This window comes from Variovorax sp. GW821-FHT09D07, assembly GCF_059416345.1.
Genome location: NZ_JBWKOY010000007.1, coordinates 79,239 through 102,634, shown reverse-complemented (window position 1 = coordinate 102,634; position 23,396 = coordinate 79,239). Strand labels below are relative to the sequence as shown.

Below are 23,396 nucleotides of genomic sequence, written 5' to 3'. Positions count from 1 at the left end.
AAAGGCGGCGCGGCAACGTGGGCCGCGCCTGGTTGTTCTGTCGATTACAGCGTCTTCGTCAGCGTGAGGATGAAGCGTGCCTTGTTGGGCGAGTAGTAGGTGGTGCCGAAGGTGCCGAAGTCGGGGATCTCGATGCCCGGGTAGGCCACGACCTGGTAGTTGGACTTCTTGTTGGCGCCCTGCACCGAGCCGGTGAGCGTCAGGCCGCTGCCGAAGTCGTAGGTGGCGCCGATGTTGTAGTCCACGTAGCTCTTGTAGCCCAGGCTGCGGATGTCGCTGGACATGTTGGTGAAGCCGACGGCGGCCTTGAGCGTGACCTTGGGCACGATCTCCTTGCTGTAGGCCAGGTTCAGGTAGCCGGTGTTGCGGCCCTTCAGGCCCGAGCCCGTCTTGGCACCGGCGTAGCCGAAGTAGTCCTTGGACACCGTGTGCGAGTACTTGGCCGTGAACGAGCCGAAGCTGTCGTTGGCGTAGGTGGCGCCCACGTACAGCTCGGTGGTGTTGCCCACCGAGTTGCCCGGGTAGATGTAGGTGAGCGCACCCACGTCCATGTCGACCGGGCCGGCCTTGAACTTGTAGCCGCCGTACAGGTCGCTCTCGATGCTGTTGCCCTTGAGCCAGTTGACGCTGGAGTTCCAGTTGCCGATGTAGAAGCCGCTGTCGCCGAAGGCGTAGTCGAAGCCGCCCTGGATGGCGGGCTTGAAGCCCTTGGTCTTGGCGTAGTCGTTCTTGCCGATCATGTCCTGGTCCTGGCCGCGGAACTTGTAGTTCGTGGTCAGCGAGACATTGCCCGTGAGCAGGGGCGCGGGCGCCGGTGCGGCGGCGTCGGCGGCCTGGGCCATGGCGGCGCCCGAGGCGGTCAGTGCAGTGGCCAGAACGATCAACGCCTGGGCGGCGGTACGGTGCGTCATCAGGGAACTCCTCGCAAGTGTGTTGTTGGACCTGAGCACCCTCAAAGCAGGGAGCGTGCCAAACTGCACGAATACCGCCCCGGCCAGAGGGCGCAGGTGTCCGGCGATGAGCGCCAAATCGTTACAAGCCCTGTTTCCGGCAGTTGCACACGCTTGCACGCTGCACGGTCCTGGGCTTGCACGTCGCAGGCGCACCAACTTGGGGAGAGGGAGAAAAATGAGTCTGTCTTTGGTGCAAAGCCGCGCCTTGCTCGGCCTGGAGGCCGCCGCCGTCACGGTCGAGGTGCATCTGGCGAACGGCCTGCCGAGCTTCACGCTGGTCGGGCTGGCCGAGACCGAGGTCAAGGAAGCACGCGAGCGCGTGCGCTCGGCGATCCAGAACGCCGGGCTCGAATTTCCGACCAACAAGAAGATCGTGGTCAATCTGGCGCCCGCCGACCTGCCGAAGGACTCGGGCCGCTTCGACCTGCCCATCGCCCTGGGCATCCTCGCGGCCAGCGGGCAGATCGAGAACGCCCGCCTCGCCGGCCACGAGTTCGCCGGCGAGCTCTCGCTGTCGGGCGAACTGCGCCCCGTGCGCGGCGCGCTCGCGATGGCCGTGGCCACCTACGCGCAAGGCACGGCCGTGCGGCTGGTGCTGCCCCTGGACAGCGCCCAGGAGGCCGCGCTGGTGCCCGGCGCGCAGGTGTACGGCGCCCGGCACCTGCTCGACGTGGTGCGCCAGTTCGTCGCCAGCGGCGGCGGGCCGGTCGACGCGAGCGACGACGGCTGGACCCGCGTGCGCGCCGCGCCCGGCGACGGCGCCCCGCGCTATGCCGACCTGGCCGACGTCAAGGGCCACACCGGCGCCAAGCGCGCCCTCGAGATTGCCGCGGCCGGCGGCCACAGCCTGCTCATGGTGGGCGAGCCGGGCTCGGGCAAGTCGATGCTGGCGCACCGCTTCGCCGGCCTGCTGCCGCCGATGAACGTGGACGAGGCACTGGAGAGCGCGGCCATCGCCAGCCTCGACGGCCGGCTGGCGCCCGAGCGCTGGATGAGCCGCCCGACGGCCACGCCGCACCACACGGCGAGCGCGGTGGCCCTGGTGGGCGGCGGCTCGCCGCCCCGGCCGGGCGAGATCTCGCGCGCGCACCATGGCGTGCTGTTTTTGGACGAGTTCCCCGAGTTCACGCGCGCCGCGCTCGAAGCGCTGCGCGAGCCGCTGGAGACCGGCACCATCACGATCACCCGCGCCGCCCGGCGCGCGGAGTTTCCAGCGCGCTTTCAGCTCATCGCCGCGATGAACCCCTGCCCCTGCGGCTACCTGGGCTCCACGCTGAAGCCCTGCCGCTGCACGCCCGAGCGCGTCGCGCGCTACCAGGGCAAGCTCAGCGGCCCGCTGCTGGACCGCATCGACCTGCACATCGAGGTGGCGGCCGTGTCGGCGCCGCAATTGCTCGATGCGCCAGCGGGCGAATCGACCGACAGCATCCGCGCGCGCGTGGTGGGCGCGCGCGACCGCGCGCTGCAACGCCAGGGCCATGCGAACCAGGCGCTGCAGGGGCGCGCGATCGACACGCACGCCGTGCTCGATGGCCCCGCCCGCCAGCTGCTGCAGCAGGCGGCCGCACGGCTGGGCTGGTCGGCGCGCAGCACGCACCGCGCGCTGAAGGTGGCGCGCACCATCGCCGACCTCGCGGGGCAGGACGCGGTGCAGGCCGCGCACGTGGCGGAGGCGGTGCAGTACCGCCGCGCATTGCGCACCGGCACGCCCTGACCCGCCGCCCTCTTACTTGAACTCGTGGCTCACCACCGGTGCGGACTTGCTGTCCTGCACCGTCACGCGCTGGCGGTAGGCCGTGAGGTCGCCGTTGCGCACCTCGATCGTGTAGATGCCCGGGCGCAGCGGCAGCGACTTGAGCGGCGGGCTCACGCCGCGGTCCGCGCCATCGACGAAGACCTGCCCCCAGGGCCGGATGTTGAACTGCACGCGGCCCATGCCGGGTGCCGCGGCCGGCGGCGGTGGCGGGGCCGGCGGTGCGCCCGCGATCACGGTCGGCACGGGGTTCGTGCTGCCCGCGGCGGGCGGCGGCGGTGACTGCCGGTTGAGCTGGGCGATGGCGTTGCGCGCCTCGCGCGCATGCAGGCCGCGGCGGTGGCGCCGCAGGTAGGCCTCGTAGCCTTCGCGGGTGTTCTCGGCCTGGGCCAGGTTCCAGTCTTCCACCTCGGCGACCACGGCGGGGTCGGGGGGCGGCGGCGCTTCGGGTGGCGCCGGCTGTGCGGGCGGTGCGGGCTGCGCCTCGGGCTCGGCCGGGGGCGCAGCAGGTGGGGTGGGCGCGGCGGCGATGGGCACGTTGTCGAGCGGGCTCAGCGGGGCGCTGGCCGATGCAGCGGGCGCGGACGCAGGTGGGGCCTCTGAGGTCGCCCCCGCCGGCGGCATCGCGGCCGGGGGCGCGCCCGGATCGGACATCGGCGTGCCGGGCGGCGGCGCGGCCGCAATCATCGGATCGGAAGGCGCCTTGGCCGTCAGCCGCCAGCCGATCCAGCCGCCGACCGCGAACAGCGCGAGCACCAGCGCGCCCACGAGGAACCACGGCGGGCGCTTCGACGGCTTCTTCGGTCGTGCAACAGGCGATGGCGGCGCAGGCGGCGGCGGTGCCTGCACGCGCGCGGTCACTGCTTCCACAGGCACGGGCTGCACCTCGGGCGCGGGCGGTGGCGCTTCCTCCTCCGGCTCTGGCGCAGGCGGCTCCTGCGGCACGGGCGGCACGGGCGGCGCGACGGGCACGACAGCAGCAACAGCCGCCACCGCCGGCGCCGACCGGTCCACCACATAGAGATCGCCCAGCTTCACCAGCCCCAGCTCCGCCGCGAACGCCGCCACCGTCTGCGTGCGGTCCTTGCTGTGCACGGCCAGCGTGTGGTCCACCGCGGCGCAGAAGGCCGGGCTCAGGTCGTCGCGGTCCATCGACGACAGCGGCACGTAGGCGTCCTGCACGCTGCGCACCACGGCCGAGGGCGGCGGGTGCCCCGTGACCGCGCGGTACAGCACGGCGCCCAGCGCATAGAGGTCGGTCCACGCGCCCTGCAGCAGCGTGTTGTCGTCGGCGTACTGCTCGATCGGCGAATAGCCCGACTTCACCATCACCGCGACCTCGTCGACCAGGTCGGCGATCGACTTGCGCGCGGCGCCGAAGTCCAGCAGCACCGGGCGGTCGTCCTGCTGCTGGATGAAGATGTTGTCGGGCGCGATGTCGCGGTGGAAGCACTGGCTGTGGTGCAGCGTGTCGAGCGCGCCCAGCAGCGGCCCCAGCATGCCCAGCAGCCAGGGCTCGGTCAGCGTGCCCGGCTCGCTCTCGGCCAGCTGGCGCAGCGTGCGGCCCTTGTACAGCTGGATCGCCATGTAGGCGGTGGAGTTGGCCTCCCAGAAGCGATGCACCCGCACCAGCGCCGGATGGCTGAACTGCGCCAGCGTGCGCGCCTCGTTGATGAAGCTGCGCAGGCCCGCAGCGAAGGTGGCGGTGAGGCGCTCGGAGCGCACGTGCACGCTGTTGTCGCCCACGCGGCGCGCGAGCATCGAGGGCATGTATTCCTTGACCGCCACCTCGCGCTGCAGCGAGTGGTCGTAGGCGCGGTAGACGATGCCGAAGCCGCCCTCGCCGATGACTTCGAGCAGCTCGAACTCGTCGAGCCGGTGGCCCGTGCCGAGGGGATGGGGGCGCTCCTCCTGCGGGTCGGGCGTCGCGCTAGGGCTGGCGGGCGTCGTCATGGGGTGTCTCTTCTTCCTGCGGGTGGGTCGGGCGCGTCATGCCCATGGCACGTGGCCTTGCGAAAACAACTGGGAAAACAGCGGCGTGTTGAGCCCGCCGCCGTGCGCCGCGGTGCGCAGCGGCGAGCCGTCGGCCTGGTTGGTCCACCAGTAGCTGGTGCCGCCGAAGGGGTCGAAGCACAGCGGCAGCTCGGGCCAGCCCAGGCGCTGCTGCGCGCTCGCGCCGCGCGCACCGTTGGCCGGGCCGGCGGCCGCGCCGAGGATCGAGAGGATGTCGTCCGAGCCGCCGCTGGCGGTGCGAAAGCCCGTGCGCCCTGCGGCCAGCACCTGGCCGTCGAAGAGGTCGGGCGCCACGCCGTGGCGAATGGCCTGCAGCAGCGCGCTGCCGCACTGCCAGTACCACGCGGCCGAGCCTTCGAGCAGCGCGGGGTGGTAGCGCGCCGCGTCCACCTGCAGCGCCACGCAGGCCGGGTAGTAGCGGCCCACGCGGTCGCAGCTGGGCGCGATGCAGCCCAGTTGCACCGCGTTCACGCCGTGCGTGGCCGGGATGGCGAAGTTCCAGACCGGCGCCACCGCGTAGTGGCGCGTCATGGCGTCGGGCCAGCGCTTGAAGCTGCCCAGGCCGTTCTGCATCCAGCGGTCCCACCAGGCCTGCAGTTCGCGCGGCATGCGGCGGTAGAGAAAGTCGCCGGCCGACGGCAGCTTGCCGTACCAGCCGATCTGCTCGTCGAGCGGCGACCAGGCGTGCGGGGGAGGCGTCATCCTAGGATTTCCCGGGGCAGGAGAAGCTGTTCATCTGCGACAGCCGCAGCGGGTTGTAGACGCTGTTGGCCGTCACCGCGAGCACCACCTTCTTGCCTTGCAGGTCGAAGGTCGCGTTGAACGACTCGGGCGTGCGCCCCGACGAGATCGAGGCCTTGTCGAACAGCCGGTGCAGCGCCCACGGCCCTTCGGTCACGATGCCGCCGGCCGGCGTGCCGTTGGCCACCGTGACCTGCAGCCGCACCTGGTTGCTGTTGCGCGGGCCGGGCCACTTGATGCTGCTGGGCGCCTGCGGGCCGTGGGCGTAGCGCACCGTCTGGCCGTCGATGTCCAGCGTGAACTGCGTGAGCGTGGCGTCCATGTCCTCGGGCCGGATGTCGAGCGTGAACGAGGGCGTGCGCCCGCCCGCCATGCCCGTGAAGAACACGTCGCGGATCGCCTGCGCCTTCTGGAACGCATCGAGGTACGCCGAGCGTCCCGACGCGCTGCCGTCGACACCGCGCTTGAAGGTCCACGGGTTGACCGAGGTGTCGACCTGCGAGGCGAGGTTCTTTTGAAAGAAGTCATCCATCATCCCGCCGGGCGCGAACAGCTGCGCGAAGTCGCCGGCCGCCACGTCGCGGTTGGAGCCGCGTGCAAACGGGTAGCGCCCCGCGATCGCCTGGCTGCAGAACTGCCCGATGGTGGCGGCCGCGTTCTGGCCGATGTTCTGCCGCGTCACCGCCGCGGCCTTCGACGACGCGGTGGCCGACAGGTCGTTCAGCATGCCCTGGAACGGCACCGGCAGGCGCCCGGCTTCGGCCTGCAGCTTGGTCACGGCGTCGCCGGGCGGCGGGATGTTGCCGCTGCGCAGCGCGGTGTCGGTGGCGGTGAGGAAGGTGTACAGCTCGTTGATGAGCGCGGCCGTCTGGTCCAGCGGCGTCTGGCCGCCGGCCTTGGGCGCGGTCACCATGCGCCGCAGCGGCGCGAAGTGGTTGTCGACCAGCGACTCGGGCCGGTCGGGCGCGGTGTTGCGGCGCTGGCTGCCGTCGGGCTGGCCGATGAGCTGCTCGATGCGCTCGCGCGTGCTGGTCACGCGGTTCTGTGCCTGGTCGAGCAGGCTGCGCGTGGCCTCGTCGTGGTTGCGCAGCAGGTCGGTCTCGCGCGCCGCGCCACGGATGAGGCGCGACATCGGCGACTCGCCGGTCGACAGCACGCGCGTCATCTGGATGCTCTGCAGCAGCGACTTGCTCTCGGCCAGCCGGATGTCGGCCAGGTACTCGTCCCAGGTGCGGATGTAGTCGCTGAGGTACAGGCGCCGCACCTCGCGCAGCAGCAGCTCGCGCGAGGTGATGTCGGCGATGCCCGGCGCGCGGATCTGCAGCACCCAGCGGTCTTCCTGCTCCAGCGCCAGCGTGGTCTCGGCCATGCGCTTGTCGAAGATGTCCCAGTAGCCGCGGTAGGTGAAGAGCGTGGGAATGCCGTCGGTCAGCGGCTTGCCGCTGGCGCGCCGGACCACCAGCGCCGACTCCGCGCCGCCCGCCTCGGCGATGGTGAAGGCGTTGGGTGCGCTGGTCTGCAGCAGGATGCGGCGCAGCCGCGCGTACGAGCGCTGCGCCAGCGGCACGCCGGCCAGGCGCTCGCGCGTCTGCGCGATGAGCTTGTCGTCCTTGGTGAAGGGCGAGCTCACGACGCGGTCGGCGAACAGCGTCTTCAGGTGCGCTTCGAGGTTGGTGCGCTGCTCGCGCGTGAGCGAGGCGCCGATCTTGCGGTCGACGTCGGTCAGCAGCCAGGCCTGCAAGAAGTCGGCGTCGTAGCGCTCGGGGTCGTACAGCATGAGGTAGGCCTTGAGCGCCTCGTAGCTGTATTCGGCGTCGGCCTTCGCGGCCTCGCGCAGCGACTGCTCGACGCGCTGCGCGGCCTGCGGCAGCAGCACGGTTTCCAATGCGCGCTGGTACACGCCGTCGGTGGCGGCCTGCAGTTTCTCGCCCTGGTAGAGCCCGAAGCGGTAGCCCACGGGCGGATCGCCGATGTCGAACTCGGCCGACTTCGGCAGGTCGCGCAGCCGGTCGAGGATGAGCAGCGAGCTCGCGATGTCGCCGCTCGAATCGACCACCGTCGGCAACTCGCCACGCGCGGCGGCCTTGTTGAAAGCCTTGGCGTTGCCGTCCACCTCGGCCACGTAGGCCTTGTTGTGGCGCCAGCTGTTGGCCCACGCGCCCAGCAGCACCACCGCGAGCACGCCGACCAGCGCGTAGCCCGCCAGGTCGATGGCGCGGCGGCGGCGGTACCAGCGCAGGTTGGTGCCGGCCACGCCCGCGTCGCGGAAGATCACCTGCTGCAGCAGCTCTTTGAGGAAGTAGCTCTTGCCCGGGCCCGGCGGCGGCGCGGGCGGCGCGTTCACCTGCAGGTAGCGCTTGATGGCGCCCATCACGCGGTCGAAGGCCGTGCCCTCCTGCGTGCCGCTGGTGAAGTACACGCCGCGCAGCAGCGGCGCCACTTCGAACTTCGACGGGTTGAACACGTCGGCCAGGAAGGTGCCCAGGATGTCCTCGAAGCTCGCGAACTGCTGCGGCAGCAGGTAGGCCTGCGCGCGCCGCATCGGGTCGGGCTCGGTCGCCATCAGCTCGGGCAGGCGCTCGTCCAGGCGCTGGTGCAGCAGCTTGTATTCCTGGTGGAAGCGCTCGCGCAGGTCGGCCTTGGCCGGGTCGGCGGGGTTGCCCTCGATGGGGAAGGTGAAGCCCCACACCTGCTGGCGCTCGGCGCGGCCCAGCGAGCCGAAGTACTCGTTGAAGCCGGCCAGCAGGTCGGTCTTGGTGACCAGCACGTACACCGGGAAGTTGATGCCCAGGTCGTTGCGCAGCTCGAGCAGCCGCTTGCGCAAGGCCATGGCGTGGCGCGCGCGCTGCGCGTCGTCGGCCAGCGGCAGGTCGGCGATGCTGATGGTGAGGATCGCGCCGTTGATCGGCTGGCGCGGCCGGAACTTCTTGAGCAGCTCGATGAAGCCCTTCCACTCGCCCTCGTCGGTCTCGCGGTGGCTCTCGTGCGTGGTGTAGCGACCGGCCGTGTCGATGAGCACGGCCTCGTTGGTGAACCACCAGTCGCAGTTGCGCGTGCCGCCGATGCCGCGCACCGCGGCCTTGCCGAGCTGGTCGGCGAGCGGAAAGTCGAGGTCGGAGTTGACCAGCGCCGTGGTCTTGCCCGAGCCCGGCGCGCCGATGAAGATGTACCAGGGCAGTTGGTAGAGATACTGCCGGTCGAACAGCGCGAAGCGCCCGGCCGCCTTGCCGCCGGGGCCCGGGCCGAAGCGCATGTTCTTCAGCACCGCGGTGGCGTCGGCAAAGCCGCTGTGCAGCTCCTTGATCTCGGGCGCCTCTTCGGGCTTGGCCTCCTTCGCCTTGGGCGACGGCGTGCGCAGCTGGTGCAGCAGCTGCGCGTTCAGGCGCCGCTCGCGCCACTTGCGGTAGGCCACGCGCAGCAGCCACACGCCGAACATCAGCGCGATGACCACGATGCGCACGAACTCGCCTTCGAGCGGGCGGTAGCGGCCCACGGCGATCACCGGGCCGATGACCCAGATCAGGAACGCGAGCGCGACCAGCCCGAAGAAGACCCAGAGGTCGCGGCTGACGAGAAAGCGGAAGAGCGCGCGCAGCATCAGCGGGTTCCTCCTTGTGGTTGTTGCTGCCGGGGTTGCGGCGCAGACCCCGGCACCGGCACGCCCGCCACCGGCGCCACCAGCAGCGTGACCTCGACGCGCCGGTTGCGCGCGCGGTTGGCCGCCGAGTCGTTGGGCACCAGCGGATCGGCATCGCCGCGGCCTTCGGCGCGCAGGCGCTCGGGCCGGCTCAGGCGCGTGGCGATCATGGCCTTCACCGCATCGGCGCGCGCCTGCGAGAGCTGCCAGTTGGACGGGAAGCGCACGCTGCGGATCGGCTGGTCGTCGCTGAAGCCGCTGACCAGCACGTTGCCTTCCACCGCGTTGAGCGCGTCGGCCACGCGCGCGAGCACCGGCGCGTAGCGGTCGAGCACGCGGTCGGAGCCCGAGGCGAACAGGCCGTCGCCGCGCAGCACCACCACGCTGCGGTCGGCCTCGTCGCGCACCGTGAGCAGGCCGTCGCGGATCTCGGGTTCGAGAAAGCGCTGCAGGCGCGGCTGCGCCGCAGGCACCGCCACCGCGCGCTGCGTCTGCGGCAGGCGCACCGCGTTCACGGCCGAGAAGGCGCCGTCGGAATGGCCCGCGAGGTTGAAGGTGAGCACCGCGAACACCAGCACCAGCAGCACCGCCGCCACCGCGCCCACGGCCCACACCGGCAGCCAGTGGCGCGTGCGGCGCACGGGCGCGCTCGCGTCCTGCCAGTGCGGCGACAGCGGCGCCGCGATTTCGCCGCGCGCCTGCCGGATGATCTGCAGCAGCCGCTGCTTGAGCGTCTCGAGTTGCGAGCGGCCGTTGTCGATGACGCGAAAGCGCCCCTCGAAGCCCATGGCCAGGCAGAAGTAGATGAGCTCGATGAGGTGCAGGTGCTGCTGCGGGTTCTGCACCAGGCGCGACAGCAGCTGGAAGAACTTCTCGCCGCCCCAGGTCTCGTTGTGGAACATCACGAGCAGGCTCTGCGACGACCAGATGCTGCCGCCCCACGGCGTGAGCGCCGCGGCCTCGTCGACCGCGGTGCACAGGCAGTAGCGCGCGCCGATGATCACTTCGGGCGCGATGCCGGCCTGCTGCGCGCGCGTCTCGAAACGCCGCACCTCGTCGACCAGGTGTTCGCGCAGTTGCGCGGGCGACGGGTGGTGGCCGGTGGCGCGGATCTGCGGGATCAGGTCGAGCAGCGGATTGGCCGCCGCCACCAGCGGGTTGTTGCCCGCCAGCGCCGTGTCGCCCGCATGCGGGCGCCGCGCGTCGTGCCACGCGGTGAAGGCATCGGGCTGGGGTTGCTGCTGGGGTTGCGGCCCCGGGCCGCTGTGCGTGTTCGCGCCGCCGCCCGGATTCGGCGGCACGAAGCCACCCGGGCCGACGGCCATGTCATTGGCACCGTTCATAGGGTCCCTCACGGACGGATGGCCCAGAACTCCATGGCGAGCCCTGGAAAGTCGCCGGCCAGGTGCATGGCGACGCCGCCCGATTTCTCGAGCTGGCGCCACATGTCGCCGCCCTTGTCGAGTTCGAAGTAGTGGTAGCCCGCGTGGTACGGGATCTGGCGCGGCGCCACCGGCAGCGAGCGCACGACCACGCCGGGCAGCTGCAGCTGCACGAGGTCGCGGATGCGCTCGACCGAGCCGATCTTGACCTGCGTCGGAAAGCGCTGCTGCACGGCATCGGCCGGCAGGTCGGCATGCACCGCGAGCACGAAGGCCGCGTTGCGCACCAGCACCGGGTCGGGCATGCGGCCCACGCGCACGCCGTGGCTGCGCTCTTCCAGTTCGATGGCGATGGCGCTCTGCTCTAGCACCGCCGACAGCGAACGCCGCAGCTCTTCCATCAACGGGCGGATGCTCTCGTTGAGGTTGTCGTGGTCGTACACCGGCCACACCACCGGACGGCGCGTGGGCGAGGTGTGCGTGGCCAGGTCGCAGGCCAGCTTGAGCCAGTCGACGAACAGCGTCTCGGGGTGCACCTGCACCGCCTGCTGCGCATGCCAGGTGAGCGCGAGGTAGCGGTTGACCAGCTCCAGCAGCAGGAAGTCGGAGACCTCGCTCACGCCGCCGCGCCCCGGCTGCGACAGCCGCGAGGCCAGTGCCTCGGAGCGCTGCGTGAGCAGGCCGTGCAGCTCGGCCGTCATGCTGCGCAGCATCGGGTGCGCCGAGGCATCGAGCACCGGCGGAATGTAGTTGGCATCGACCACCAGCTTGTGGTCGGTGCGCCGCTCGATCACGCGCACCGCACCGATGGCCTGCCACTCGGCCGTGAGCGACGACGCGCGCGCCAGCCGCAGGCGCGGCTTCGCCAGCTGCAGCACCGCGGGGCCGAGCGCCACCGCGTTGCCGTCGGCCACTTCGCGCTCGACCACGCCGAAGCGCGCGGCCGAGCCTTCGTCTTCCGAGAAGATCACCTCTTCGCTGCCGGGCCTGCGCAGCGGCAGTGCGAGTACGATGAGTTCGTCGGTGAGGTCGGTGGGCACGTCGAAGGGCATCGGTGCGTCTTCGAGGCCGAACGAGAACGGCGTGCCGTCGGGCAGCACGCCCGCGCCGCCGAGCAGCGACACGCGCCCGAGCGCGAAGGCATCGCGGTCGATGTCCAGGTGCAGCCATCCCCAGTAGGCACCCTGCATGCCCGCGGTGCGGCGAGTGACGTACTGCTCGACATAGCGCTCCATCTGCTGGAAGTGCTGGGGCCGCAGGTACATGCCTTCGGACCACACCACGCGATTCGCCAATGCCTGAGATTGGGCGCCCTGACCGGCTGCGCCCGCGTTGCGAACTGTCACCAAAGAACCTCCTGGAGTGCTCACACGGAGGCGGGAAATGCGCTGTACAGCGGCTCCCCGCTCGATCTTCTTTCGCGTCTGATGCTACACGGCGCCTCTTGCGTTTTGCATGCCTTTTCAGAGGCGAATGCGCCGCACTTTCGTATTAGCGCGTGCTGAAACTTAACGACTTGGTAGCAGTTCGAGGCCGCTCTTGCGCACCGCGATGCGCACGCTCTGCTCGCTCGGAGAAAACTGCCACACCTTGTAAAGATTCGTTTGTTTCGGCTCCTTCAACGGCAACACGATGCGCCACCGCGCCGCTTCCAGCTTGCGATAGCCGGCGATCACGCCGATGGCGCGCGAGTCGAGTCCGGCCTCGCGCTTGAACACGCGTTCCTCGCCGCTGCGCAAGATGGCCTGGTCCGCGTTCACGAGCTCGGTCATGAGCGTCTCGCGGTCGCGGTCCTGCAGCGCGAAGTAGTCTGCCGTTTCAAAGTTGCCGGAAGATTTCAGTTCGAAGACCTTCACGAGAATCGGTGCGGCCTGGCCGCGACCGTCGGGATTCACGCCGTCGTCGATGCGCACGGTGATGGCATACGGCGTGGGCATCGACTTCGCTGTCGATGCGCAACCAGCGAGGCCTGCGAGCAACGGCGATGTGGCCAATGCGCCTTGAATCAAGGTCCGTCGATGCATGAGATCTCCCTGAAAGCTTCGCGATCTATATTATCGAAACCATGCACGCACACGGTGTGCATTGCGTGCTGTTGCATCGTGATGCAACAGCACGCCCTCTCTCACGCATTGCCTCTCGCGAAGTAGGAGAAAAGATTGAAGTCTTGCCTGCCTGTTCTGTCTTTTGCCTTCATGCTTGCGCTGTTGAGCGGCTGCCAGAGCACCCCGGATGCCTCACAGCAACCCGAACGCCTGAGCCAGCAAGTGGCACGCACCACGCTCGAACGCGCGCAGCAGGCCTACGATGCGGGCGACTACGCCAAGGCCATCTCCACGTTGAAGAGCGGCGGCGTGTCGGTGTTCGACGGGGCCGAGCCCGCAACGCGGCTGGCCGCACTCAAGCTAGAGGCCTTCAGCTACTGCGTGAACAACCAGATCGCGGAATGCCGCACGCAATTCCGCAAGCTCCTCGATGTGTTCCCGAGCTTCGACCTGAATGTCGCGGAACGCACCCACCCCGTGTGGGGCCCCGCGTTCGAGGCCGCGAAGAAGATGAAGCGCGGATGACACGCGGCCGGCCACGGCCGCGCCCGGGCACGCTCGCGCCCACCGCGACGAACATGGAGATGCCATGCGCTGGACAGTGATTGAACACGGCGGCATGCCCGTGGCCTCGGGGCCCTCGGCGCTGCTCGCCGCCCCGGGCGGCACCATCGGCCGCAGCCCCGACAACCACCTCGTGCTGCCTGACGAACACCGGCAGATCTCGCGCCTGCAGGCCACCGTGCGCTTCGACGACGACGGCGCCGCCGTGGTGCGCAACATGAGCGCGGTGCTGCCCATCAGCGTGAACGGACGCACGCTGCGCCACGAAGAAGAATCGCGCGTCGCGCTGGGCGACCGCGTGACCATCGGCAGCTACGTGCTCGAAGCCGCAAGTGCGAGCCAGGCCCCACCGCCTGCGATCGCCGAGGCGCCCATCACCGAGCCGCTCACGGAGCCACCGGCCGCACCGATCACGGAGCCGTCGCTGTCGCAGTTGGTGTCTGCTCCGCCTGTGGCATCGAACCTCGCATCGGCGCCGTCGATCAGCGCGCTGCTGCCCACTGCAGCGCCGGCCTCCGATGTCTTCGCGGACCTGTTCGGCGAAGGCGCGCTGCCTCTTGGTGATGCACCGCCCGAGAAGACGGTCGCGATGCCGACCTTCGCGCCGGCGCCGGTGAATGCGCCGGCCCCTGCGCCCCTGCCTGCACCGCCGCCGCCGTTGTCTTCTACTGCTGCAGCGCCTTCCACGACCACGCAGGTCTCCGCGCAGATGCCGTCGGCCGCCGACTGGGACGCCATCCTCGCGAACGCACCGCGCCGTGCCGACGATGCGGCAGCGCCCATGCCCGACCCGCTGGCGCACGAGCCCTTCGCCCTGCCCTCGCAGGCGCAGCGCAACCCCGTCGATCCGCTCGCCGGGCTGGACCCGCAGGCGACGCAGGGCCTGTCGGACCTCGCGCTCAAGCGCAGCATGGACCCGCTCTCCTTCTTCGCCGAAGACCGCGATGCGCCCTCGCCGCTGTCCGACCCGCGACCTACGGCGCTGACGCAGGACAACCCGCTCGACGACGTGCACCCGGCCATGGATCTGATCGCACGGCCGCCGGCCGCGACGTCGGGCCACAGCCTCGCGAACCATGCGCGCGAGATGACGTCGCAGTTCAATCCGCCGCAGCCGGTGGCGATCACGCCCTCGGTCGCCATGCCGGAGCCTGTGGAAGAGGCTGCGCCTGTTGAAGAGAAACCTGTCATTGCCGCGGCGCCGGAGATTCCCGTCGCACCGGCGGTGCCTGAAGAAGCGCCGCCCGCCTTGCCCGTCGCTGCAGTCCCTGCACCAGCGCCGACCTCATCACGCGCCCCCTCCTCCGGCGACGACCTGTTCAAGGCGTTCCTCGAAGGCGCCGGCGTGCCCGAGATCGCAGGCCAGCAGCCGCTCGATGCCGAAGCCATGCGGCACCTCGGCCGGCTGATGCGCGCCTTCACCGACGGCACCATCGAGCTGCTGTCGTCGCGCGCGATGCTCAAGCGCGAGGTGCGCGCCGAGATCACCATGATCGTGGACGAAGAGAACAACCCCTTCAAGATCTTGCCCAACGGCCGCGCCGTGCTGATGCAGATGTTCGGCGCACGCATGCCCGGCTTTCTCACGCCCGAGGCCGCCGTGCACGATGCGCTGGGCGACCTGCAGTCGCACCAGCTCGGCATGGTGGCCGGCATGCGCGCCGCGCTGCTCACGCTGTTGCACCGCTTCGACCCGGGCGGCCTCGACAAGGCCACGCCGCACGACGGCGGGCTCGGCGAGAAGCTGCTGCCCGGCGGGCGCGAGGCGCGGCTGTGGCGCCAGCTGAAGCAGTTGCACGCCAGCACCACCGCCGCCGTCGAAGACGACTTCCAGGCCGTCTTCGGCCGCGCCTTCCAGCAGGCCTACGACCGCGAGATGGAACGCTTGAAGGAGGCGCGCCGTGCTTGAAGCCACCCACGCCTTCGCGGTGCCCATCTCGACCTCGCAGTTCTCGTGCGTGGGCGAACGCAGCGGCAACCAGGACGCCATCGGTTATCACCTGGACGAACGCAACGCCTGCTTCGTCGTGAGCGACGGCGTCGGTGGCCACGCGGGCGGCGAGCTGGCCTCGCGCATCGTGGTCGACACCGCGCTCAACACTTTTGTCGACCACCCGTCCGTCGCGGCCGAAGACATTCGCCATGCCGTGAAGGAGGCCAACGACGCCGTGCTCGCCAAGCAGCGCGAGCTGACCGACCAGAACCGCATGAGCGCGACCATCGTCTCGCTGTTCGTCGACCGCGCCACCGGCGAGGCCTGCTGGGCCCACGTCGGCGACAGCCGCCTCTACTGGTTCCGCCGCGGCGCGCTGATGCAGCGCACCGAAGACCACAGCCTGTCGGAACGCTCGGGCGAAGCCGCCGCGGGCCAGGGTGCCAACGGCGGCGAGCGCCTGGTGAAGAGCAACCTGCTGTACCGCGCGCTCGGTGCGCGCGCGACGGCGGAGACTTCGGTGTCGACACCGCAGCGGCTGGCCGACGGCGATGCATTCCTGCTGTGCACCGACGGGCTCTGGCAGCTCATCTCGCAGCAGGTGATGGAGCGATCGCTGCAACTGGCCGACAGCGCGGAAGAATGGCTCGCGCTGCTGCGCCGCGCGGCCGAGGCCAAGGCCGACAAGTCGCGCGACAACTACTCGGCGCTGGCGGTGTGGGTGGGGTCGCCGCAGCAGGTGACGCTGGCGGGAGCGGCGACGGTGCGCGCTGCCGCGTGAAACCTCAGGGCGCGAGGACCAGGACCTTGAACTGGCTCGGGATCAATCGCATGCCCACGATGTTCATGCGATTCTGCAAGGTCAGGCTGGTCACTCGCGTCGTGGGCAGCGCCTTCGTCAGCACCGTGAACGCGCCGGTGATGTGGCGCGACTGCTGCATGAACGTCTGCGAAATGATGCCGCCCAACACGCCCGGCTGATCGCCCAACGTGATGGGCGTGACCGTTCCCAGGTTGTGGGCGGGCATGGCCATGAGCAGGATGTTGGGAACGTTCGGGATCGCCATGGGCCCCAGTGCCATGTTGGGAAAGGGCACGGGGACTGGCGTCTTGCAGACATCGGGAAAGGCGAGGTCCATTCCCATCAACTGGCAGTTTGCGAACATGGGATCTCCTGTGGATGGCGTGGGTCCGGGGCCGTTCAGCCCATGTGGATCTGTGCACTGTCGACCTTGACCAGGTCCTGCCCCGTGACCACGGTGTGCCTGCCGTGGACACGCACGGTGTCCCTCGCTTCATGGTCCACGTGTCCTGCGCGCACCTGGTCGGTCTCGTCGACGATGCGCAGCGCCGTCCGGGCCATGTGCACCATGCGATCCACCACCGACTCCAGGGCCTTGCCGAAGAATCGCAGGTGCCCGACGCTGGCCTCGGCCGACTGTGCGCAGAAGTCCATCTCGGTCACGGCGCAGGTGGCCTTGGAGGCCGTCATGTTCAGCATGCGCCCGCCGTGCAAGTGAAGTTCCGAACTGCTTTCCAGGCTGACCCGCCCGCCGCTCATGGCGGTCAGGGTGACATCGCCGGCGGCCTCGATGCAGCTGGCCGAGGCCTGTGCCTGTTCGACCACGGCGATCAGGTACAGCCGATACCGGTCCGGTCCCGACACCATCACCGTGTCCCCCGGCTCGGGGCGGAGCAGGCAGCTCGCGGCCCGGCGGCAGGTCCAGGTCGCGCCGCTTTCATCGACGACCGTCCACTGGCCATCGGGCGTGCTGCCCAGGAGGTGTCCCAGGACGTGGACCGAGGCAGGTTCCCTCGGCGGATTCGGATGCAGTGATACGACGTTCATGGCTGTCCCTTCTGAATGAAGTCCGGTGGTCCTCGCGCCCTATTCGGGACGCGCACGTGAAGCCGACCATTGCTGCGCCTTGTGCAAGCCCTCGTCGACCTCGATGATTCCGCTGCGCGTGGACAGCAGCGCCCCTGCCATCTGGGCATGGTGCATGCGCGTGCGCTGGAAGATCGCACCGCGCAGATTGCTGTCCCTCAGGTCCGCGTACGAAAAATCCGCATCGCACAGGCTGGCACGCTCGAACACGGCGGCGTGGCATCGGGTCCGGTGCAATGCGCACAGATCGAGTTGCGCCTGCGTGAAGTCCGCCCCTTCGAGGCACGCCCCGACCCACACGGCGCGCGCAAACCTGGCGCCTCGACAATTCGCGCCGCGCAGGTCGGCCTCGGGAAACAAGGCAGCCTCCCCGTGGGCATCGGCGAGCTGGACGGATTGCATGGCCGCCCCCTTGAAGTTGCTCTGCGTGAGCACGGCGCGGGACAGGTCCGCGCCCTGCAACCGGCTGCCGATGAACTGGCAGCGCACCAGGGTGCGATCCGAGAGGTCCATGCCTTCCAGAACGCACTCGTTGAACACGCAGCTGTCGCATGCACCGCCGTCCCAGGCCATGGCACGCAGATCGGACTTCATGAAGACGCAGAAGCTCATCTGCACATCGGACAACCTGGCGCCATCGAGGGTGGTCTCGAACATCGCCATCCGGTCGCAACGCCCGAAGTTCAGGACCGCATCCTTGGCCGTGCATTTGTAGAAGGCGCTGCCGGACACATCCGCCCCGTTCAGCACGGCACCCTCCAGGTTCGACTCGGAGAACTGTGCGCCCGACAGGTTCGCAGCGTCGAGGCGGGCGCCGGCAAGCCCGCAGCGCACGAAGCGCGCATCCTTCAGGAACGCGCCGGACATGTCCGCCTGCGACAGGCTGCAACCGATCAGGCTGGCATCCTCCAGGTTCACGCCGGCCATCCTCGCCTGCACGAGGTTGACGCCCTGCATCTGCACCCCCGAGAGATCCAGCCCTTCGAGGTTCTCACCGCGGAGGTCCACATGGAGCAGGGGCATGCCATGGCGAATGCGATCCAGCAGCTGCTCGCGCGTCATGCACCTGCCTCTTCACGGCGTTTCGGCCACAGCTTGGCGTGCTGCGTGTAGGCGCCTGCGAGCAGGGTCGTGGCATCGATCAACGCCTGTGAAACGTCGGCCCGGTAGAGGTTGGCCCGCTCGAGGTTCGCGAACCTCAGATCGGCCTTGGCCAGGCTGGCATCGATCAGATCCGCCCCTTGCAAGGAAGCGGCGTTCAGGTTGGCGCGGATGAAGAGGCTCTCGCCTGCGACCAGTCCGTCCAGCCGCGCGCGCGCCAGGTCGCACTCGGAGAAATCGCAGTTCTCCAGGTGCGCGCCCGTGAAGTCGGCGCCTTCCAGGCGCGTCGTCCTCAGGCCGCACTGCTTCAGGCGCGCACGCCGGAAGACCGCCGCCGGCATGGCCGTGCCATGCGCAAAGCTGCAGGCCTCCAGAGAAGCGTCGCTGAAATCCACGCCCGCGCTGGCGTCGGTCGTGATGAAACCGCAGCTGTCCAGCCGCGCGCCCACGAAGGCCGCCTGGTCGAATGCGCACTCGACCCATATCACCTGCTTGAACTGCGCCGCATCGAAACGCAGGTGCGCGAGACGGACCTTCCAGAAGACCAGGTTCGACCAGTAGGACTCGCGCAGATCGCAACGGCGCCATTGGCTGTCCCGCAATTCGTTGGCACGGAACCGGGCCTGCCGAAACACCGCTTCGTCGAACACGGCGCCCTGACAGTTCGTGGCGTCCATGCTCGCGCCCGTGAAGTCGGCGCGCGTGCCATGGGCCTTGGCGAGACTGGCGCCATCCAGCCGCGCATTGACCAGGCTCGCCTGCGCCAGGGTCGCGCGCGCCAGGACCGCGCCGCTCAGGTTGGCCTCGTCCAGCCGCGCCCGGGTGAGATTGGCGCTCTCGAGGTTGGCCTGCGAGAAGTCGTAGCCCCGCAGGTCCATGTCCGAGAGGTCCACGCCACTCAGGTTGGCGCCCACGAATTGCTTCGCTGCGTCGCGCGCGCGGTCCAGCCGGCGGCGCCATTTGGCGGAGCGGAAGCTCGTCGCCTGCGGCGGTGCCGGCTGCAGGTGCGCCATGTGCCGGTGGGACTCGCGGATGCGCTGCACCTGGGCCTCGTCCTGTGCGGCCTGCGCGGCCTGGCGTTGGGCGTCGTCGGGGGCGCGGGTTTCGGCGGCGGCCTCCGCCGCACGGCGCGCGCGCAGGCGTCGGATGGTTTCGCCGGGGTCGACCCTGGCGCCGCCGTCGGGCATCTGCGCGAGCAGGTCTTCGTCCATCGCGGGCGCAGACGGCTTCTGCTGCGCGCCGCCGGCGCCCATGCCACCCGCTTCGCCCTTGGCGCGCCGCAGGTCTTCGAACTCCCGCTTCAATCGCTCCTGGTACAGGGGCAAGTCATCGAGATCGGGCAATGCCTCCGACTCCGCGAAGGGCGGCAGATGAACCTCGGGGTCGAGCCCCCGCTGCAGGAGCGCCTGCTTCCTCTGCTCATGCTGGCGGCGCGCCCCTGCCTTCGCGTTGCGCACCGAGGGCCGTTCCGGGGCCCGCAACTGTTCGTCCAATGCCAGCAGGCCCAGGATCGACTTGGGGGCCAGGTCGCTGTCGCGAACCGCGTGGATCGCGGTCTCGGGGTTCAGGCGTTTGGCCAACACCGACGCATAGTGGCCCATCGGCCGCGGCTCGTCCGGCCTCTCGATGGCCGCCATCAGATGATGGACATCGGACGCGTCGTCCTCGGCGATCGAGAGCACACCGTGCCAGATCAGCACGGCCCGTTCGAGGTGCGGAAAGAACCAGACCGTGGTCAGCCGCAAGCTGGCTTCCCTCAACTCGCTGCCATCCTTGTGCCAGCTGGCGAATGCACGCACGCGCCAGTCTGGCAGGCATCCCCGCAACACGGGCTGGGCCGGATGCATGTTCCAGAGTTCGTAGGGCAGGCCCGCCGGCACTTCCTGCAGCCCCTCCCACCGCTGATCGACGGGCGCGGCATTGAAGTAGCGCCAGTCCGCGTCGCGTGCCAGTCCGGGGAAGTCCTGCTCGCGCCATTGCTCGCCATAGTCGCTGCCCAGCAAACGCAGGCGCTGCGGCCAATCCGGCGGGATGGCACCGAAGCCCGAAGGGCGCACGGCATCGCGCGGTGAACGCATGCGCTGGCCTGGCGCCTCCACATTGGGCAACCGGCGGGTGCGCACGCCGTTGACCTGCTCTTCCTCGGCGCCCATGCCGAGCGGATTCTCCGGAAAGCCCGGGCCGCCGAACGCGCGTGTCCAGTCCAGGGGCATGCGATCGAATGCCTGCGGTTGCGTCGCCCGGCCGTCCAGCCAGTAGCGGTCGCCGGAAACGGTCAGCGACTTCTCCATGCCGCCGACGCGCACCTGCACGGCGCAGGTCGTCTTGTCGGCCTGGTGGGCGGTGTGGCCATAACCGCTCAACAGCCATTCGGGCACCAGCTTCGGCAAGCCCAGGTCCAGGACGCCGCCTGCGCCGATTTCCTCGGACGCGATTCGCCAGAGATCCTGTTCCGAGTAGAGCCGGGGTTCCGGCTCCAGGCCCACGAGGCCCAGCGCCGCCACACCCAGCCAGTTCCTTCCGGCCTGCACATAGGGGCGATTCAGCAGGCTCAGCCGCAGAGGCTTGATGGTCTTCATGGTGCGTCGCTCACCGGCGTGCCTGGTCCACGGCCACTTCGCGCGTCCCGGTGTCCACGCGGACCTTGATCGTGCGTCCCGGCGAGAACTCCGCCTGCTTCACGGGACTGATCGGCGTGGTGAGCGTCGTCTCGAAGCTGCCGGTCGAGCTCTCCACCCGAAGCGTGAGCCGGGTCAGGATGAAATACCTCGCGACGCGGTTGCCCGTGTCGTAGGTGTCCAGGACCAGCGCCGTCGCAGGCTCACCCCGCCTGCGCACGTCGTCGGCTTTTCCCTCTCCGGCCAGCTTGCGGACCACCGCCCGCTGGAGAACGAAGAACGCCGCCACGGCGGCCAAGGCAAGAGCGATCCATGTCATCGCCTCCAGCATGTCGCTCCTCCGATTTTTCAATGGGTGGGATTCGGTCACGCCTAGGTGATCAACTTGAGGAGGGGCGTTTCCAGATCCATGCCCTGGTTCGAGAGATGGAAGAACGACTGCGTGGTCGTGAATCCCGCCATGCTGAGGGACGTCGTCGCCCATGTGAAGGAGTGGATGTAGGTGAAATCCGCCTTGGCCCAGCTGTAGGCCGTCTGCCTGTCGTTGTGAAACTCGGCATAGCCGTTGTACAGCTCCATCGAGCCATTCTTCGACCAGGCCAGGCCCTTGGTTTCCGTCTCTCGCGAAGGCGCGGTGTCGATCACGTGCATGCGGTTGGTCCGCCTGACGTTGTCGCCTTCGAGCAGCACGTTCCCTTTGGACACGATGCTGATGTCGCCCTCGGTGGACTCGATGCGGATGGTCTTGGCCTTGCCCACGTAAGGGCCGGCCACCGTGGAGTTGTGAAAGGTGTCGATGGTCTCTTCCAGTCCACCCTTCACGTCGTCCTTGCCGCCACCGCCCAGGATCTTCCGGTCCCACCCGGTCTTGTAGCTCTCGAACCGCTTGCCGGCCCATGCCTCGAGCGTGGAGTCGCCGGTGTAGACGTGCTCGGTCATTCCGTTCTTCACGTCGACATGCAGCGCGTTGTCGAAACTCTCCTGTCGCAGCCCGGCCACCACGTGCACGGTGGAGTCGCCTGTCTCGACGGTCTCCGTGGCCCCCTCCTTGGTCGTGATCGCGATGGCGTTGTTGAAGAAGTGCTCGGTCTTCTTCGTCACCTCCAGCTTCGAGCCCGACTTGTAGATCGCGTGGTCCAGGCCGTTGTTCACCGTCGTGGTCCGCGCCTCGTCCACGGTGAGGTCGTCGTTCTTGTGGATGTGGGTGGTGCGGTTGCCTTCCACCGTGTGCATCTCGTTGTTCTCCACCTCGAGCGTGAAGTCCTTCTGCGCATGGATCTTGATCGACTCGCACCCCGGGTCGTCGTCGATCACGAAGTGGTTGGCCAGCTCGCCGTCACCCTTGATCGTGCGGCTGATGAAGCCGCTGACCGTCGCCTTGGCGGGAAGCTCCAGCGGCGGCATCTGGTCCGCGTTGTAGACGCGCCCGATGATGATCGGCCGATCGGGGCAGCCCGCGATGAAATCGACGATCACCTCCTGCCCCACGCGCGGATGGTTCACCGCGCCGAAATTGGAGCCGGCCCAGGCGCTGGACACGCGCACCCAGCACGAGCTGTCTTCGTTGCGCTGGCCGTAGCGGTCCCAGCGGAACTGCACCTTCACGCGGCCGTACTTGTCGATCCAGATGTCCTCGCCGGGCGGGCCGACCACGGTGGCGGTCTGCGGGCCCTGCGTGCTCGGCACGCGCGTGATGCGGCGGGCGCGGAACGGGAACGAGGTGGGCTGCACGCCGAAGTGAAAGCTGTACTCGCCCGGCATGCCGCCACTGGCGTAGCCGCCTTCGCGCAGGCTGTACATCACCGAGACGACGAGGTACTCGCGGTTGTCCTCGTTGCGCGGTGCGTTCTGCATGGTGAAGCGGTAGCCGGGCGCCATGCCGCGCACGTTGGTGTGGCCGGTGTCGACCTCGGCCTGGGCCTGCGCTTCCTCGAGGCGGATGCGCGCGTAGTGCTCGCCCTGCCCCGCGTCGCTGTAGCCGCCCATCCACTCGTACATCTCGTAGCGGCCGTGGTCGTTGCCGCGCGGCTGGCTGCGCGTGTTGAGCAGGTCGGCCCGGGGCTTCTTGAAGTCGAAGTCGTCGACCACGTAGGTGCCGGGGCGAATCTCTTCGGTCACTTCCCACTGGTCGATCACTTCGCGGCCAGGGTCGGTGGCGCGGTCGCTCGCGAGGTAGCCGATCTTCGGGTAGCCGGGCAGCGTCTCGTGCGCGCTCATGTCGTCGGCGAGCACCAGCGTGTGCTGGTTCTTGTCGTGCTTGAAGTAGTAGTAGATGCCCTCGTGCTCCATGAGGCGGCTCACGAAGGCGAAGTCGGTCTCCTGGTACTGCACGCAGTACTCCCACTGGCGGTACGAGGCGCTGAGCTTCTTCTCGAAGGCGAAGCCGTACTCGCCCAGCACGTCTTCGAGGATCTCGACCACCGACTTGTTCTGGAAGATCTTGCAGTCGCTGGTGCGCGTGAGGTACCACAGCCACGGCCGCACCGAGGCGCGGTACACGGTGTAGCGCGAGGAGCCGCCCTCGCGCCCGATCATGGTGAAGCGCGTGATCTGGCCGTTGAGATAGCGCGGCGTGCCGCTCAGCGTCTGGATCTCCAGTGCCAGCGGCTTGCCGAGCAGGCCCTTCATGTCGACCGAGGTGTTCGGGCTCAGCAGGTCGACCTCGAACTCGAACAGCTGCGACAGCCCTTCGCTGCCGTGCATCGAGCGGAACAGAAGCTGTTCTTCTCCGAGCGGGGTGTGGGCTTTGACGACTCTGTCCATGCGGC

17 protein-coding genes are annotated in these 23,396 nt (G+C 69.1%); 4 read left to right on the top strand and 13 right to left on the bottom strand.

The genetic code is table 11. The annotated features are described in order from the left end of the window. Positions 1-44: 44 nt before the first annotated feature. The gene (locus AC07OX_RS23270; protein ID WP_062482029.1) at positions 45-911 is read right to left on the bottom strand and encodes a TorF family putative porin; all 867 of its coding nucleotides are present in this window, start codon (positions 909-911) and stop codon (positions 45-47) included. Between the two features lie 217 nt (positions 912-1,128). Here AC07OX_RS23270 and AC07OX_RS23265 point away from each other — a divergent pair, with 217 nt between their 5' ends. Further along, a complete protein-coding gene (locus AC07OX_RS23265) occupies positions 1,129-2,667 on the top strand; it encodes a YifB family Mg chelatase-like AAA ATPase (protein ID WP_495262050.1) in 1,539 nt (512 codons plus the stop codon). A gap of 12 nt (positions 2,668-2,679) precedes the next feature. On the opposite strand, the gene AC07OX_RS23260 is transcribed toward AC07OX_RS23265, so the two are convergent. The 6 genes from AC07OX_RS23260 to tssJ all read right to left on the bottom strand — a co-directional run bounded on the left by AC07OX_RS23260 (position 2,680) and on the right by tssJ (position 12,503). Next, positions 2,680-4,659, bottom strand: coding sequence for a serine/threonine-protein kinase (locus tag AC07OX_RS23260; RefSeq protein ID WP_495262049.1), 1,980 nt, complete (start codon positions 4,657-4,659; stop codon positions 2,680-2,682). 36 nt (positions 4,660-4,695) lie between these two features. Beyond that, on the bottom strand, positions 4,696-5,421 hold the full coding sequence (tagF, locus tag AC07OX_RS23255; protein ID WP_062473933.1) for a type VI secretion system-associated protein TagF: 726 nt from the start codon (positions 5,419-5,421) through the stop codon (positions 4,696-4,698). A 1-nt stretch (position 5,422) separates the two neighbouring features. After that, the gene (tssM, locus tag AC07OX_RS23250) at positions 5,423-9,058 is read right to left on the bottom strand and encodes a type VI secretion system membrane subunit TssM (protein WP_495262048.1); all 3,636 of its coding nucleotides are present in this window, start codon (positions 9,056-9,058) and stop codon (positions 5,423-5,425) included. After that, a complete protein-coding gene (locus AC07OX_RS23245) occupies positions 9,058-10,440 on the bottom strand; it encodes a DotU family type VI secretion system protein (RefSeq protein WP_495262047.1) in 1,383 nt (460 codons plus the stop codon). The genes tssM and AC07OX_RS23245 overlap by 1 nt, the downstream gene beginning before the upstream one ends. Positions 10,441-10,448: 8 nt before the next feature. After that, on the bottom strand, positions 10,449-11,744 hold the full coding sequence (tssK, locus tag AC07OX_RS23240; RefSeq protein ID WP_235926916.1) for a type VI secretion system baseplate subunit TssK: 1,296 nt from the start codon (positions 11,742-11,744) through the stop codon (positions 10,449-10,451). 243 nt (positions 11,745-11,987) lie between these two features. Continuing rightward, on the bottom strand, positions 11,988-12,503 hold the full coding sequence (tssJ, locus tag AC07OX_RS23235) for a type VI secretion system lipoprotein TssJ (protein ID WP_062473939.1): 516 nt from the start codon (positions 12,501-12,503) through the stop codon (positions 11,988-11,990). 171 nt (positions 12,504-12,674) lie between these two features. On the opposite strand from tssJ, the gene AC07OX_RS23230 reads away from it, so the two are divergent. The 3 genes from AC07OX_RS23230 (at position 12,675) to AC07OX_RS23220 (ending at position 15,802) form a co-directional block, all read left to right on the top strand. Next, on the top strand, positions 12,675-13,049 hold the full coding sequence (locus tag AC07OX_RS23230) for a TssQ family T6SS-associated lipoprotein (RefSeq protein ID WP_223301458.1): 375 nt from the start codon (positions 12,675-12,677) through the stop codon (positions 13,047-13,049). 64 nt (positions 13,050-13,113) lie between these two features. Next, positions 13,114-14,997, top strand: a complete 1,884-nt coding sequence (tagH, locus tag AC07OX_RS23225) for a type VI secretion system-associated FHA domain protein TagH (RefSeq protein WP_495262046.1) — start codon at positions 13,114-13,116, stop codon at positions 14,995-14,997. Further along, entirely contained in the window at positions 14,990-15,802 is an 813-nt protein-coding gene (locus tag AC07OX_RS23220) for a PP2C family protein-serine/threonine phosphatase (RefSeq protein WP_495262045.1), read from the top strand. The genes tagH and AC07OX_RS23220 overlap by 8 nt, the downstream gene beginning before the upstream one ends. 4 nt (positions 15,803-15,806) lie before the next feature. On the opposite strand, the gene AC07OX_RS23215 is transcribed toward AC07OX_RS23220, so the two are convergent. Genes AC07OX_RS23215 through AC07OX_RS23190 form a run of 6 tightly spaced genes read right to left on the bottom strand, consistent with a single transcriptional unit; the run spans position 15,807 to position 23,391 of the window. Continuing rightward, positions 15,807-16,187 (bottom strand): DUF4150 domain-containing protein, encoded by a 381-nt coding sequence (locus tag AC07OX_RS23215; protein WP_159273464.1) that lies wholly within the window; start codon positions 16,185-16,187, stop codon positions 15,807-15,809. Positions 16,188-16,222: 35 nt separating this feature from the next. Beyond that, positions 16,223-16,870: a DUF3540 domain-containing protein gene (locus AC07OX_RS23210; RefSeq protein WP_495262044.1), complete on the bottom strand. Its 648-nt coding sequence runs from the start codon at positions 16,868-16,870 to the stop codon at positions 16,223-16,225. 39 nt (positions 16,871-16,909) lie between these two features. After that, positions 16,910-17,971, bottom strand: a complete 1,062-nt coding sequence (locus AC07OX_RS23205; protein WP_495262043.1) for a pentapeptide repeat-containing protein — start codon at positions 17,969-17,971, stop codon at positions 16,910-16,912. Then, on the bottom strand, positions 17,968-20,589 hold the full coding sequence (locus tag AC07OX_RS23200; protein ID WP_495262042.1) for a DUF2169 family type VI secretion system accessory protein: 2,622 nt from the start codon (positions 20,587-20,589) through the stop codon (positions 17,968-17,970). Before AC07OX_RS23200 ends, AC07OX_RS23205 begins: the two co-directional genes overlap by 4 nt. A gap of 10 nt (positions 20,590-20,599) precedes the next feature. Continuing rightward, positions 20,600-20,998 carry a hypothetical protein gene (locus AC07OX_RS23195; protein ID WP_159273460.1) on the bottom strand — a complete coding sequence of 133 codons (399 nt, stop codon included), beginning with the start codon at positions 20,996-20,998 and terminating at the stop codon, positions 20,600-20,602. Between the two features lie 2 nt (positions 20,999-21,000). Beyond that, a complete protein-coding gene (locus AC07OX_RS23190) occupies positions 21,001-23,391 on the bottom strand; it encodes a type VI secretion system Vgr family protein (protein ID WP_495262041.1) in 2,391 nt (796 codons plus the stop codon). Positions 23,392-23,396: the final 5 nt, after the last annotated feature.

What these genes read in the sequence shown, in the direction of transcription:
- AC07OX_RS23270 (WP_062482029.1), bottom strand. Translation starts at nt 911, where the DNA reads ATGACGCACCGTACCGCCGCCCAGGCGTTGATCGTTCTGGCCACTGCA.
- AC07OX_RS23265 (WP_495262050.1), top strand. Translation starts at nt 1,129, where the DNA reads ATGAGTCTGTCTTTGGTGCAAAGCCGCGCCTTGCTCGGCCTGGAGGCC.
- AC07OX_RS23260 (WP_495262049.1), bottom strand. Translation starts at nt 4,659, where the DNA reads ATGACGACGCCCGCCAGCCCTAGCGCGACGCCCGACCCGCAGGAGGAG.
- tagF (WP_062473933.1), bottom strand. Translation starts at nt 5,421, where the DNA reads ATGACGCCTCCCCCGCACGCCTGGTCGCCGCTCGACGAGCAGATCGGC.
- tssM (WP_495262048.1), bottom strand. Translation starts at nt 9,058, where the DNA reads ATGCTGCGCGCGCTCTTCCGCTTTCTCGTCAGCCGCGACCTCTGGGTC.
- AC07OX_RS23245 (WP_495262047.1), bottom strand. Translation starts at nt 10,440, where the DNA reads ATGAACGGTGCCAATGACATGGCCGTCGGCCCGGGTGGCTTCGTGCCG.
- tssK (WP_235926916.1), bottom strand. Translation starts at nt 11,744, where the DNA reads ATGTACCTGCGGCCCCAGCACTTCCAGCAGATGGAGCGCTATGTCGAG.
- tssJ (WP_062473939.1), bottom strand. Translation starts at nt 12,503, where the DNA reads ATGCATCGACGGACCTTGATTCAAGGCGCATTGGCCACATCGCCGTTG.
- AC07OX_RS23230 (WP_223301458.1), top strand. Translation starts at nt 12,675, where the DNA reads ATGCTTGCGCTGTTGAGCGGCTGCCAGAGCACCCCGGATGCCTCACAG.
- tagH (WP_495262046.1), top strand. Translation starts at nt 13,114, where the DNA reads ATGCGCTGGACAGTGATTGAACACGGCGGCATGCCCGTGGCCTCGGGG.
- AC07OX_RS23215 (WP_159273464.1), bottom strand. Translation starts at nt 16,187, where the DNA reads ATGTTCGCAAACTGCCAGTTGATGGGAATGGACCTCGCCTTTCCCGAT.
- AC07OX_RS23210 (WP_495262044.1), bottom strand. Translation starts at nt 16,870, where the DNA reads ATGAACGTCGTATCACTGCATCCGAATCCGCCGAGGGAACCTGCCTCG.
- AC07OX_RS23205 (WP_495262043.1), bottom strand. Translation starts at nt 17,971, where the DNA reads ATGACGCGCGAGCAGCTGCTGGATCGCATTCGCCATGGCATGCCCCTG.
- AC07OX_RS23200 (WP_495262042.1), bottom strand. Translation starts at nt 20,589, where the DNA reads ATGAAGACCATCAAGCCTCTGCGGCTGAGCCTGCTGAATCGCCCCTAT.
- AC07OX_RS23190 (WP_495262041.1), bottom strand. Translation starts at nt 23,391, where the DNA reads ATGGACAGAGTCGTCAAAGCCCACACCCCGCTCGGAGAAGAACAGCTT.